The sequence below is a fragment of the Pseudoalteromonas sp. NH0006-26 genome (genome assembly GCF_057552415.1).
This window is the reverse complement of the sequence record NZ_BAAJMJ010000004.1, coordinates 105,949-119,519: the sequence shown is the minus strand read 5'-3', so window position 1 is coordinate 119,519 and position 13,571 is coordinate 105,949. Positions and strand designations below refer to the sequence as shown.

The following is a 13,571-nucleotide window of genomic DNA, read 5'->3' as shown; positions in this document are numbered from 1 at the left end:
AGTTTTTAGGAGGTCATTATGGCGCATTTTATCGACAGGCGTTTAAATGGCAAAAATAAAAGTACGGTTAATCGCCAGCGTTTTATAAGGCGTTATAAAAAGCAAATTAAAGAAGCGGTGTCTGATGCGATAAACAAACGCAGCGTCACCGACTCTAGCTCTGGGGAGAGTATATCTATTCCGCAGCGTGATATTAGTGAGCCTACTTTTCATCAAGGCAAAGGTGGAAATAGAGAGCAAATACATCCAGGTAACGATCAGTTCTCTACTGGGGATAAAATAGAGCGACCTAAAGGTGGACAAGGCGGTGGTGCGGGCGAAGGCGAAGCGAGTGACTCTGGCGAAGGCCAAGATGATTTTGTTTTCTCTATTTCTAAAGATGAATACCTTGATTTGTTATTTGAAGACTTAGCGCTTCCTAATTTACAAGAGAACCAGCTCGATAAGCTCGTACAGATGAAAACGCATCGTGCTGGGTTTTGTAGTGATGGTATGCCTAGTAATATTGATGTTGTTCGATCGTTACAAGGCTCTTTAGCTCGTCGCATTGCGATGACGGCAGGTAAAAAACGCCGTCTTAGTGAGCTTGAAGGACAACTCGCATTGCTACTTGAGCAACCGCACTGCGACAAAGCTGCAGTGGCATTATTGCAAAAAGAAATCGACATACTCAAACAGCAAATTAAAACGGTGCCTTTTATTGATAACTATGATTTACGTTTTCGTAACTACAATAAGCAGCCGCACCCAACCAGTAAAGCGGTGATGTTTTGTATTATGGATGTATCTGGTTCAATGGATCAGGCCACCAAAGATATGGCTAAACGCTTTTATATTTTGCTTTATCAGTTTTTAACTCGCAGTTATAAAGACATTGAGGTTGTATACATTCGCCACCATACCCAAGCAAAAGAAGTTGATGAACAGGAATTTTTTTACTCTCAAGAAACAGGCGGTACTATCGTTTCAAGTGCACTTAAGCTGATGAACGAAATAATAACAGAGCGCTATAATGCTGATGAATGGAATATATACGCCGCGCAGGCATCCGATGGCGATAATTGGGCAGATGACACCCCACAATGCGGGCATATTTTGCGAAACAAACTATTAAGCGCAGTGCGATATTTTGCTTATATAGAAATTACCACCCGCGCCCATCAGAGCTTATGGCGCGAGTATCAAAACATTAGCCAAACTCACAGTAATTTTGCCATCCAACATATTCAAGGTGTTGAAGACATTTACCCTATATTTAGGGAGCTATTTAAAAAAGGCCGTCAACAGCAAGGGGCTGCATAGCCAAAGCGAGGTAGCAATATGAATAATAAGCGAATGAGTGATGGACCAGATTGGACCTTTGAATTACTTCAGCAATACCAAGATGAAATTGCGCGTGTTGCTGAGCATTACAAGCTAGATACCTACCCTAACCAAATTGAGGTGATCACCGCAGAGCAAATGATGGATGCTTATTCAAGCGTAGGCATGCCGATTGGTTATACTCACTGGTCTTATGGTAAAAAGTTTATTCAAACAGAGCAAAATTATAAACGCGGTCAAATGGGGCTTGCGTATGAAATTGTAATTAACTCAGACCCCTGTATTGCCTATTTAATGGAAGAAAATACTCTGCCGATGCAGGCGCTTGTGATGGCGCATGCGTGCTACGGACATAACTCTTTTTTTAAGGGGAATTATTTATTTAAAACCTGGACTGATGCGGGCTCAATAATTGATTATTTGTTGTTTGCTAAAAACTATATTAGCCGCTGTGAAGAAAAATACGGTATTTCTGAAGTAGAAAGCATACTTGACTCTTGCCATGCGTTAATGAGTTATGGTGTTGACAGATACAAACGTCCGCAGCGAATTTCGTTATTTGAAGAACAAAAACGTCAACAAGAACGTGCTGAGTACTTACAATCACAAGTTAATGAGCTGTGGCGTACTATTCCCTCTCAGCAGCAAGAATCAAAAAAACGTGAGCGCCACTTTCCGCAAGAACCGCAGGAAAACATTCTGTATTTTATTGAAAAAAATGCCCCTTTACTTGAGTCATGGCAGCGAGAAATTGTACGTATCGTGCGAAAAATATCGCAGTACTTTTATCCGCAAAAACAAACACAGGTTATGAATGAAGGTTGGGCCACTTTTTGGCATTACACTATTTTGAACCACTTATATGATGAGGGAAAACTAACCGATTCATTTATGTTAGAGTTTTTACAAAGCCATACTAATGTTGTGTACCAACCTCCCTACAATAGCGATTATTATTCTGGCATAAACCCTTATGCGCTGGGTTTTAATATGATGGTAGATATACGTCGTATTTGCGAAAACCCAACTGAAGAAGACAAACACTGGTTTCCTGAACATGCTGGCAGTGACTGGCTAGAGACCCTGCACTTTGCAATGCAAAACTTCAAAGATGAAAGTTTTATTAGCCAATTTTTATCGCCAAAACTGATCAGAGACTTTAAATTGTTCACTATAGTAGACCATGCTAGCAACCCACATTTAGAAATAGGCGCTATTCACGACGATAATGGCTACAAAGCGGTTAGAGAAGCGCTTTCTGCACAATATAACCTTAGTAATCATGAACCTAACATACAAGTTTACAATGTTGACTTACGAGGCGATCGCTCATTAACTCTGCGATATATCCCTCATAATGCCATTCCACTGGCCAACTCCCATGGGGAGGTATTAAAACACCTTTACAGGCTATGGGGCTTTAAGGTAAAACTGGAACAGGAGTCAAATTCTGGTGAGATTTCAACCATTGGTCAATGCCCAATCGATGATTCACGCCATACAATAGAGTAAAAATAATGGATAGAAAAAAGCTGCTTGTACTAATTGATTCGGTTGAATTTGCAAAAACCTCTTTGCAACATGCGAAACAAAAGGCACTTCAAGGCGATAAGCATATTGATATTGTTGCCTTTAGCTTTGAAGAAACCGGTAACATTTTATTCTCTCTGTCACCAGAACAATTACTTGCGCTGCAAGATAAATGCCTTTCATCATTAAGAGCACAGTTGGAGCCACTCATTGCAGCGGAACTAGCCGGGTGCAGTTATACCTTTCAAACCGCATGGCATGAAGCCCCAGAACAATGGCTTAACGAAGATATTGACACCGATGATTATGAAATGGTGATAAAAACTCGCCATATCGATAGCGATAGCCAATTTAGCGAGCTTGATTGGCAACTTATTCGCTTTACACCCATCGCACTGTATCTGGCAGCAGATAACAAATGGCGCAAACATACCAACATACTCGCCGCACTTGATTTAGCCAGCGAAAAGCCTGCAAAACATAAACTTAATCAATCGATTGTTAAATATGGACTAGCGTATGCAGAGCGAACAGGTTGTGAATTTTATGCAGGCTACACTGTCTATATTTCCCCAATATTAAGAGATTTAGGCTTAGTTTTTTCTGAGGAACAGCTAGTAAACGCGTTTGAGAAACTACCGAAATCACAGCAAAATCTAATTACTGATAATAATTTACGCGATAAGCTTCACATTAAAGCAGGGTTACCCGAGCAGGTGATCCCAAGCTTAGCGGCTAAGTTTAATGCTGATTTAGTGATTATAGGTTCTGTAGGAAATGTTGGGATTAAAGCAAAGCTGATTGGTAATACTGCAGAGAAAATAATGCGTTTACTCAAAACTGATTTACTAATTTTACCTCCCAATTAAAAAATGATGCTTATGCATCATTTTTTATATCAGCGTATACCGACACTCTATTTCGTCCATTTTCTTTTGAGTGATAAAGTGCTTTATCTGCAGCTTCAATCCAACGTTCATGATCTTTAAATTCGTTGTCAAAGCAAGCAATACCCACACTAATAGCCATATGTACTGTATGCTCTTTGTATTTGGCCGGTGAGGTTTCAATCAATTGGCGTAAGCGCTCAGCAAATACAATCGCCCCTTGTTTATCGGTATCTAACAAAGTAACAACAAACTCTTCACCACCGTAGCGCCCAGCAATATCTGTTTCACGCAATGCAGTTCTCAATAAACTCGCTATATGACGAAGTGCTTCATCTCCTGCACTGTGGCCAAAGTCATCGTTTACCTTTTTAAAGTGATCAATATCAAAAATTAATAACGAACAACAGCCTTCACTGCGCTTAGTACGTAAAAATTCTTGGTGCAACAAATGCTCCCAATGTCCTCGGTTTGCAAGCTGGGTAAGGCTGTCGGTTTGACTAACTCGCTCTAATTTTTTGTTTAACTCTTCAAGCTCTTTTTTGTTCACCGCAATATCAGTCACGTCGTAGAGAATAATGCAAATATGCGCCACTTCGCCTCGCGTGTTGGTCAGCGGGATAAATGTTGCGTTCTGATACATGTAATCTGCTTTACCAGTAATAGGTCGATAGTTTTTAAAGCGAAAAATATACGGCTGTTGTTCCCAAATAGTAAATGAGCGATTTTTTAATACAAACACGGATTCTGCTTTACTCTTGAACCATTTTTCATCAATGGCTGGGAATAGATCAAACAAGTCTTTATCTTTTACAGCACTGGGTAACAGCCCTGAATGATTTTCCATAAAGCCATTCCATACGCACACCTTGTAGTCTCTATCAAGCACTACAAGGCCTACATCAACCGTATTAAACATGTCCATTAACCAATGGATTTCATTTAAATCTAAATCAGCAGGCATAAATATTTAATCTTCCAGCAGATAGGCAACTTTATATTTTAAAGTTTTGAGTGAATCTTCAGTAAAGAGCAACATTAAATCACAACTAATATCATGATTTTCAATACCGTAACTAATTTCTATGGCGAGTGTTCGCTGCCAACGATCTTTATTTGATTTTACCAGCTCTGACACGTCACGATGCTGCCCCAATACAATTGGGTGGCCTTGAGAGAAAGTCATATCAAGCTGCTTTGAAAAACCAGTTAAAATAGCACCTATCAGAATATTACTAATATCCATTAACAGCTCTAACTCAACCTTATCGTTAAGTTCACCGTCGTAATTCATTAAAGACGCAATTTCTTTAAAACTAGAGTCGTTTAGTAGCAGAAGCGCCTCACCAGAGACACCGCCTCCAATAAAACCTTGGCAGATGCCCGACGTAGTGCTGCTGCTGTCAACTGAACGCAACGCCATATCGAGTTCGCTAACTTCTAAAACATTTACATTAGGTATAGGTAATTTAACGAAAACATTGAGCAGTCTTGCAAGTAGGTCTCCCGCTTGCCCCATAGCAACATTAGTGAGTTCTTGGTAGACGTCACGTACATCAGGGTCAACTTGCTCACCAAGCGCATTGGAAAGCCGCTCTCGTAACGCTTTATCTTTAATACCATGGTGTTCAATGATGGCGGCGAGCTTTTCGGAGGAACATGGCTTTTGAATAAAATCTATGGCGCCAAGTTCAAGTACACGTTGATGCGCACTCGGTTGAATGTCGCCAGATACCACTACAGTTAATACATTGAGTCCCTGCTCTTTCATGGCCGTTAATACTTCATAACCATCCATTTCTGGCATATTTAGGTCAAGGAAAAGAATTTCAGGGGGAGATTTAGTGAGCTGTTTTATGCAGTCGACACCATCATATGCAAATTCAACTTTAATATCCCAATCATCGGGTAAGGAGCGAGCCAACTGACGTCGTGCTAATTTTGAATCATCACATATTAAAACCGATGTTGACATACAATCTCACTATTTTAAAACGGGGTGTAATTTTAAGCGTATAAAACAAGCCACAGATACATAAAACAATACCTATTTCTTATATATAGTAATCAATGTATTGCTTATTTACAATTTTAGGCAAAATAAAGCTAGTATTATTCTGCTTGGTTACTTATCTACATTATAATACACTCACAACTATTACGTTAATTTAAAAGGAAAAAATTCCATGCGTCGTACATTAGCTTTTGCATTAAGCCTATTTTGCTGTGCCAGTTTTGCCGCAGACTTACCAGAAAATACACTCGATGCAGGAAAAGTAACCGCACAAGGTAAGCCAGTGACATTATTAGGTAAAGGCCTTATCGTTGGTGAAGATGCCCCTAATTTTAAAGTAGTTAATGACAGTTTTACTGCAGTTACGTTAGAAGATTATAAAGGTCAAGCAGTATTAATTAGTGTTGTTCCAAGCTTAGATACCGGTATTTGTAGCTTACAAACTAAGCACTTTAATGAAAAAGTCGCCCAGCAATTTCCTGGTGTAGCCATGCTCACCATTAGTGCCGATTTACCGTTTGCGCAAAAGCGTTTTTGTAAGGCCGAAAATATCGATAAAGTGACGACGCTTTCTGATTCTGTATGGCGTGATTTTGGCCAAAAGTATGGCTTAATAATTAAAGATATGGGCTTACTTACCCGCGCAGTATTTATTTTAGATAAAAGCCATAAAGTTATTTATAAGCAATTAGTTAGTAGCTTATCAACCGAGCCTGAATACGATAGCGTTATTGAAAAGCTTAAAACGCTTTAAAGGGTCGAATTTCGAATAATAAAAAACCGCTATGAAGCGGTTTTTTTAATTATGTTTTTAATTTTAGATAAAAATTAACCTAAAAGCTCAGCTAGTTGCTTGCTTACTGCTTCAACCGCTTGTGTACCGTCTAGTTTATGGTACTGCGTGTTACCCGCTTTCGCTTCTGCTTGGTAATAGTCAACCAATGGCATTGTTTGCTCATGGTAAATACCTAAGCGTTTACGAACTGTCTCTTCGGTATCATCTGCACGAATAATAAGTTCTTCACCTGTTTCGTTGTCTTTACCTTCCTCTTTTGGTGGATTGTAAACAACATGATAAACACGACCAGAACCTGGATGAACACGACGTCCGCCCATACGCTCAACAATAACTTCATCAGCAACATCAAATTCAATAACGTGGTCAACCACTACGCCATTTTCTTTCATAGCATCAGCTTGTGGAATTGTACGTGGGAAACCATCTAGTAAGAAGCCTTTCTCACAATCTGGTTTTGCAATACGCTCTTTAACAAGGCCAATAATAATATCGTCAGAAATAAGCTGACCTGCGTCCATTACTTTTTTTGCTTCTAGGCCAAGTGGTGTGCCTTCTTTAATTGCAGCTCGTAGCATATCACCGGTAGAAATTTGTGGAATACCGTATCTATCCATTAAAAACTGAGCTTGAGTACCTTTACCTGCACCCGGCGCGCCCAAAAGAATAATGCGCATATCATTGTCCCCTAATATGAGAGTTTATTTTAAAGTCTGAATTCTTCCATAAGCGCTGCAGATACTCAAGTAACTTATACTAATTGTCTATACAGCAGCACATAAAAAAGGGAACAGATGTTCCCTTTTTACTCAATCATTGATTTTTAATACTTATTTGCTTAAATCAAGCATAAGTTTATTTAAGCGAGTTACAAATCCAGTTGGATCTTTAAGCGTACCGCGCTCTGCAAGCAAGGCTTGGTCTAGTAGTACATGTGACCACTGTGCAAACTTATCTTCGTCTTGCTCATCATTTAAGTGCTTAACCAGTTGGTGCTCTGGGTTTAATTCAAACACAGGCTTAGCTTCTGGAACAGCTTGACCTACTGACTCCATTAGCTTTTGCATTTGCGAGCTCATGTCGTTGTCATCGCTCACTACACACGCTGGTGAGTCAGTTAAGCGGTGAGTAAAGCGTACATCTTTAACATCATCACCTAATGCAGTTTTGATACGCTCAACTAAACCTGCAACTTCTTTTTCAGACTCTTCTTGTGCTTTTTTAGTTTCTTCGTCATCTAGCTTACCTAAGTCTAAATCACCACGGGTAATTGACTGAAATTGCTTTTCGCCAAATTCCGTTAAATGGCTCATCATCCACTCATCTACACGGTCACTAAGTAATAGTACTTCAATGCCTTTTTTGCGGAAGATTTCTAAGTGTGGTGAATTTTTAGCAGCAATAAATGAGTCAGCAACCACATAGTAAATTTTATCTTGGCTGTCTTTCATGCGCTCAATGTATTGCTCAAGTGAAACATCTTGAGTTTCTGAGTCGGTGTGCGTTGATGAAAAGCGCAGTAATTTAGCAATGCTTTCTTTGTTGGCCGCATCTTCAGCTGGGCCTTCTTTCATTACCTGACCAAATTCATTCCAAAATGTTTGGTAATCATCGGCTTTGTTTTTAGCCATACGCTCAAGCATTTTAATAATACGCGACGTACACCCCTTACGAATAGCTTGGGTTACTTTGTTGTCTTGTAAAATTTCACGCGATACGTTTAGCGGTAAATCGTTTGAGTCTAATAAGCCTTTAACAAAACGTAAGTAGCTTGGCATAAACTGTTCAGCGTCATCCATAATGAACACGCGTTGTACATAAAGTTTTAAACCACTTTGGCGCTCACGATTCCATAAATCAAAAGGTGCTTTTTTTGGAATGTATAACAAACTGGTGTATTCAGTTTTACCTTCAACTTTATTATGTCCCCAGCTAAGCGGATCTTCCCAGTCGTGGCTTACATGCTTATAAAACTCTTTGTATTCGTCCTCAGAGATTTCTGATTTGTCACGTGTCCATAATGCAGTTGCACGGTTAATGCTTTCCCACTCACCTGGAACAGCCGGAATTTTTTCACCATCTTCACCTTCAGACTCAGGTACTTCTGCCTTGTACATTTGTACTGGTGTAGAAATATGATCAGAGTATTTAGTTACGATACTGCGAAGACGCCATTCATCTGCATATTCATTTTCTTCTTCACGAAGATGTAAAATAATATCTGTACCACGGCCTTCTTTTTCGATTTCTTGTAGCGTGTACTCGCCTTCACCTTTTGACTGCCATTCAACCGCTGTTGTCTCTCCTGCTTTACGAGTACGAACAGTCACTTCATCAGCAACAATAAATGCTGAGTAAAAACCAACACCAAATTGACCAATAAGCTGTGAATCTTTACTTTGATCGCCCGTTAAGTTTTTGAAAAATTCAGCCGTACCCGACTTAGCAATGGTGCCTAATGAGCTGATCACTTCATCACGAGTCATACCAATACCATTATCAGAAATGGTTACTGTGTTAGCGTCTTTATCAGCGCTTATACGTACGCGTAAATCCGCATCACCTTGATAAAGGTCACCGTTTGAAAGAGCTAAAAAGCGCAGTTTATCGGCTGCGTCAGATGCATTTGATACAAGCTCGCGTAAAAAGATTTCTTTATTTGAATAAAGCGAGTGAATCATTAAGTTTAATAGTTGTTTTACTTCTGTTTGAAAGCCTAATGTTTCTTTTTGTGCTGCAGTCATTTATGTATCTCCAATTTGCAAAGTGTCTGCGTTATGCACTTAATATGGGGTGAGCCGTGAGAAGTTCAAGTAAAAAAAATAAAAAACCTCATTCAAAGACACTTTAAAGGGCTTAATCAACTAAAAAGGCGTTGCGGCATGCCCGTGCATTGGCTTATCAGTGCGTGGATGCACAAAAAATAAGTCGCTGGCATGTAATAATAACCGTTGAGCTCTTTGCTCACTGCAATCATTTTTATATAAATCACAGCCGAGTATGGGGTGGCCAAACGTTAGGCTATGTATCCTAAGTTGATGAGTGCGTCCAGTTATAGGAGTAAAATCGACCAAGGTTTTTTGCTCTTTGTAAAAACGTTTAACCACTTTAAATTGAGTCTGCGCGGGTTTGCCGCTCTGGTGGCAAATTTTTACTTTAGGAAATAACATTTTATCTTTTGCTATTGGCGCAGTAATTTCTCCCTGAGGCTCAGAAACCAGACCCGCTAGCATTGCACGGTAATATTTTTTAACATTTCTGGATTGAAATTGCTGATTCAGTGCTTTAACTGCTTGCTCGTTACGTGCCACCACCATTACTCCTGAGGTGCCCAAATCTAAACGATGAGGTAATATGGCTTTAGGAAACGCTGCGGTAACGCCTTGCTGACCATTGACAAGCCTATAGTGAACCGAATCCCAGTTAAGAGGGTTTTTACCCGACAAACTTAACAAACCGCTAGGTTTATTGATCAACAAAATATCATCATCTTGATAAATGATTTCTATGTGTTCATGGCAAACAGGTGCGATAAAGTCATCAACAATCACATTAGCACTTTGAGTTATTGCAGCCATACCATCCTTAAGTTTTATTTATATTGCAATCAAAGCCAATAAAAAAGCCTACAACATGTATGTAGGCTTTTAAAGTAAGTTCAAATAGTTAAGCTTAAAATAAACTATTCATGGCTGACTAAGCGCCGGCCACTAAATGCATGCATTAAGGTTGTGCCATCGACTAAATCAAGCTCGCCACCCACAGGAATGCCGTGAGCTATTCGCGATGCACCCACTTTGTACTTATGACAAAGCTGGGCAATATAATGAGCCGTTGTTTCACCTTCAACCGTTGGGTTAGTGGCTAATATAACTTCATTAATACCGCCGTGCGCAAGTTTTTGCTCAAGCACGTCTAGGCCAATTTCTTTAGGGCCTATACCATCAATCGGTGACAAATGCCCCATTAATACAAAGTAGAGTCCTTTGTATTGGCCTGTTTGTTCAATAGCTAACACATCTGTAGGCGACTCAACCACACATAAAATGCCACTGTCTTGGCGCTTAGTGCTTAAGCAAATATCACATTGCGCTTGCTCGGTAAATGTACGGCACGACTGACAATGCCCTACAGCCGTCATCGCTTTTGTTAGCGCATTACCAAGCTGAGTGCCGCCTTTACGGTCGCGCTCTAATAAATGAAATGCAATACGCTGAGCAGATTTCGGGCCAATACCTGGCTGACAACGAAGTGCCTCTATCAGCGATGTTAAACTATCTGAAAGTTGCATAGTTGCTTAGAACGGCATTTTCATACCAGGTGGTAATTGCATACCACCTGTTACTTTGCCCATGCGCTCTTGAGTTTCTTCAGCAACACGGCGAACAGCATCATTACACGCTGCTGCTAGTAAATCTTCAATCATGTCTTTGTCGTCTTCCATTAAGCTTTCATCAAGCTCAACACGACGAACATTGTGGTTACCAAGCATGGTTACTTTTACTAAACCAGCACCGGCTTCACCAACCACTTCCATCGTTGCGATTTCTTCTTGGGCTTTTTGCATGCGCTCTTGCATTTGCTGCGCTTGCTTCATCATGTTACCCATTCCACCTTTAAACATAATCGTCTCTCTTTCTTTTAATACATTAACTGGAGTATAAATAAGGGCACTGGTCGTTAATTACAATGCCTGAATACTGTTTTCGTCAATTTCAGCGCTAAATAGCTGTTGGAATTGTACTATATTTTCATCGCTGGTGATCACATCAATCGCTTGCTGGTGACGACCGGCATCAATTTTTTGTTGAATCAAATAAGGTGAGTCAATCACCCCGCTAGCAAAATCAATATTAAGCTCAACGTTGTGTCCATAAATAGTAGATAACGCCACATTTAACTTTTGACGTAACATTGGCGTATCTAAATGCTTTTGCGATTCATCCACTTCAATATGAAAATGATTGTCTTGTTTGGTAAAAATTGAATGCAATGCAAACTGGCGCATGCGTCCGCCAAGTCCCATACGCTTTATTAAATAGGCCCATTCATCTTGTTGATGGGCAAATTTAATTTCACTAATTGGGCTTTGAAAATCATCAGGTACCGGAATACTAGGCTCTTGTTCAACAACAGGTGCTGGTTTTTGCGGGTTAATTTGCTCTAATAGCTCGGGTGCTAAATTTTCAGTAATCGTTTGATGCTTGGCTTTAAAGTCAACTTTGCTCGCTGGTTTGTTTACTACCTGAGCTTGGCTCCCCTGTGCTGGGAGCTGAGGCTTTTTTTGTAGGTCATCGCTCACCTCACTATCCCATGGGGGTGGCTGCTGCGATACAGTTTGTGCTTCATTTCTGGCAGGTCGGCTAAATTCAGGTTTTATCGGTGCTGGTTTTTCTTCAGTTGGCTTCTCAATAGCGGCACTTGAAAGCTTACCGGCACCCGAAATGTTTCTATCGCGTAAAATACGCGCTATTGCTGACTGTGCTCGCGCTTCTTGCTCACCCATTGATGACGCAGAGTGATCTGCGTTACTAGCGACATTTGCTAACTCAGGGTTAAACCCTTGATCAACCGCGCTACTCATTACATCATCGTATTGTGCGGCAATGGTTTGTTCTACATCACTGTGCTGCATATAGGCATCATCTTCACTTTGACGCTGCGCTTGTTCATCACTTATTACAGGGGTATCGACAATTTGAGGCTGACTTTGTACCGAACTTTGCTCATTCTGTGTTTGGCTATTATCAGGCTGTAAAACCTCAGGCTCAGCGGCTTTTTTTGGCTGCGTATTAGTTGCTAATGGCTGAGTTTGAGGTGTATTACTCTGCGCTGGCTTATTTTTATTTAAAATATCACGCAGTGCATTAGCACGCCCTGCGCTATTTTGCTCTGGCGCAGCTTGTGAGCTAGGTTCAGGTTGAATGGTTTGGAGCTGCGCAGGTTCAAATGCTAGCAATCTGAGCATAATCATTTCGAACCCTAAACGGGGCTCAGGTGCCCATTGTAAATCTTTTTTGCCGTTAAGTAATAGCTGGTAATACACTTGAATTTGTTGAGCATGGGTATGCGCTGCAACATGCTCAATGTAATCAGCGTTATTGCTATCAAGCGCGGCCGCTTCAGGGACTAATTGACTCAATTGAATCACATGCGTTAGCGCAATTAAGTCGTCAAGCAGCGCAATGTAATTTGGATTTCGGCTAGCGACTTGAGCCACTTCATTCATCAGGGCTGTGCCATCTTGCGCTAATAGTGCCGCAAGTAAGCTCTGACTGTAATGCGTGTCCATTAAACCAAGCATGTCTTGTACCGCTTGATTTTTAATATCACCATTTGTTTGAGCAATAGCCTGATCGGTCAGACTTAATGCATCTCGCATACTACCATCGGCCGCTTTGGCAATAATACTTAGCGCATCATTATCAAAATTAAGCTGCTCATGGGTAAGCACATGCTCAAGCTGTTGCTTAATCTCAGCTTGCGACAATGCATTCAGATTAAACTGTAAACAGCGAGATAAAATAGTCACTGGTAATTTTTGAGGATCGGTGGTTGCGAGCAAAAACTTCACATGCTCAGGCGGCTCTTCAAGCGTTTTTAATAACGCATTAAAGCTATGCTTTGACAACATGTGTACTTCATCGATTAGATATACTTTGTAACGTCCACGCGTTGGCGCATATTGAACGTTATCAAGGATCTCACGCGTATCCTCAACCTTAGTGCGTGAAGCCGCATCTATTTCGAGTAAATCAATGTAGCGCCCTGCTTCTATGTCAACACAGCTACTACATTGACCACATGGTGTGGCAGATATACCTTCATCACAATTTAAGCTTTTGGCAAAAATACGGGCAATGGTGGTTTTACCAACACCACGGGTTCCAGTGAATAAATAAGCGTGATGCAGTCTATTTTGAGTCAGGGCATTTACCAACGCCTGTTTTACATGAGACTGCCCAACCAATTCATGAAAGGTTTGAGGACGCCATTTTCTAGCTAGAACCTGATAACTCAT

At 40.5% G+C, this 13,571-nt stretch carries 12 protein-coding genes; 4 read left to right on the top strand and 8 right to left on the bottom strand.

Going from position 1 to position 13,571, the window contains the following annotated elements; genetic code table 11:
* The first annotated feature begins 18 nt into the window (after window positions 1-18).
* Genes AC27JR_RS07730 through AC27JR_RS07720 form a run of 3 tightly spaced genes read left to right on the top strand, consistent with a single transcriptional unit; the run spans window position 19 to window position 3,722 of the window.
* Window positions 19-1,302 (top strand): YeaH/YhbH family protein, encoded by a 1,284-nt coding sequence (locus AC27JR_RS07730; RefSeq protein WP_487173237.1) that lies wholly within the window; start codon window positions 19-21, stop codon window positions 1,300-1,302.
* Window positions 1,303-1,320: 18 nt separating this feature from the next.
* Window positions 1,321-2,835, top strand: a complete 1,515-nt coding sequence (locus AC27JR_RS07725; RefSeq protein WP_487173236.1) for a SpoVR family protein — start codon at window positions 1,321-1,323, stop codon at window positions 2,833-2,835.
* Between the two features lie 5 nt (window positions 2,836-2,840).
* Window positions 2,841-3,722, top strand: a complete 882-nt coding sequence (locus AC27JR_RS07720; protein WP_008113164.1) for a universal stress protein — start codon at window positions 2,841-2,843, stop codon at window positions 3,720-3,722.
* A gap of 10 nt (window positions 3,723-3,732) precedes the next feature.
* On the opposite strand, the gene AC27JR_RS07715 is transcribed toward AC27JR_RS07720, so the two are convergent.
* Both AC27JR_RS07715 and AC27JR_RS07710 read right to left on the bottom strand, forming a co-directional pair.
* Window positions 3,733-4,704, bottom strand: coding sequence for a sensor domain-containing diguanylate cyclase (locus tag AC27JR_RS07715; protein WP_076918535.1), 972 nt, complete (start codon window positions 4,702-4,704; stop codon window positions 3,733-3,735).
* Between the two features lie 6 nt (window positions 4,705-4,710).
* Window positions 4,711-5,715 (bottom strand): response regulator, encoded by a 1,005-nt coding sequence (locus tag AC27JR_RS07710; protein WP_487173235.1) that lies wholly within the window; start codon window positions 5,713-5,715, stop codon window positions 4,711-4,713.
* A gap of 211 nt (window positions 5,716-5,926) precedes the next feature.
* Between AC27JR_RS07710 and tpx the strand changes: the two genes are divergently transcribed.
* Window positions 5,927-6,508: a thiol peroxidase gene (gene tpx / locus AC27JR_RS07705; protein WP_008113169.1), complete on the top strand. Its 582-nt coding sequence runs from the start codon at window positions 5,927-5,929 to the stop codon at window positions 6,506-6,508.
* 74 nt (window positions 6,509-6,582) lie between these two features.
* On the opposite strand, the gene adk is transcribed toward tpx, so the two are convergent.
* The 6 genes from adk to dnaX all read right to left on the bottom strand — a co-directional run bounded on the left by adk (window position 6,583) and on the right by dnaX (window position 13,571).
* Window positions 6,583-7,227: an adenylate kinase gene (adk, locus tag AC27JR_RS07700; RefSeq protein WP_008468042.1), complete on the bottom strand. Its 645-nt coding sequence runs from the start codon at window positions 7,225-7,227 to the stop codon at window positions 6,583-6,585.
* A 153-nt stretch (window positions 7,228-7,380) separates the two neighbouring features.
* Window positions 7,381-9,294 (bottom strand): molecular chaperone HtpG, encoded by a 1,914-nt coding sequence (htpG, locus tag AC27JR_RS07695; RefSeq protein WP_054201119.1) that lies wholly within the window; start codon window positions 9,292-9,294, stop codon window positions 7,381-7,383.
* A gap of 120 nt (window positions 9,295-9,414) precedes the next feature.
* Window positions 9,415-10,128: an RluA family pseudouridine synthase gene (locus tag AC27JR_RS07690; RefSeq protein WP_487173234.1), complete on the bottom strand. Its 714-nt coding sequence runs from the start codon at window positions 10,126-10,128 to the stop codon at window positions 9,415-9,417.
* A 104-nt stretch (window positions 10,129-10,232) separates the two neighbouring features.
* A complete protein-coding gene (gene recR / locus AC27JR_RS07685; protein WP_010388591.1) occupies window positions 10,233-10,841 on the bottom strand; it encodes a recombination mediator RecR in 609 nt (202 codons plus the stop codon).
* A gap of 6 nt (window positions 10,842-10,847) precedes the next feature.
* Window positions 10,848-11,174, bottom strand: a complete 327-nt coding sequence (locus tag AC27JR_RS07680; RefSeq protein ID WP_010388590.1) for a YbaB/EbfC family nucleoid-associated protein — start codon at window positions 11,172-11,174, stop codon at window positions 10,848-10,850.
* A 60-nt stretch (window positions 11,175-11,234) separates the two neighbouring features.
* Complete coding sequence (dnaX, locus tag AC27JR_RS07675) at window positions 11,235-13,571, bottom strand: DNA polymerase III subunit gamma/tau (protein WP_487173232.1); 2,337 nt, start codon at window positions 13,569-13,571, stop codon at window positions 11,235-11,237.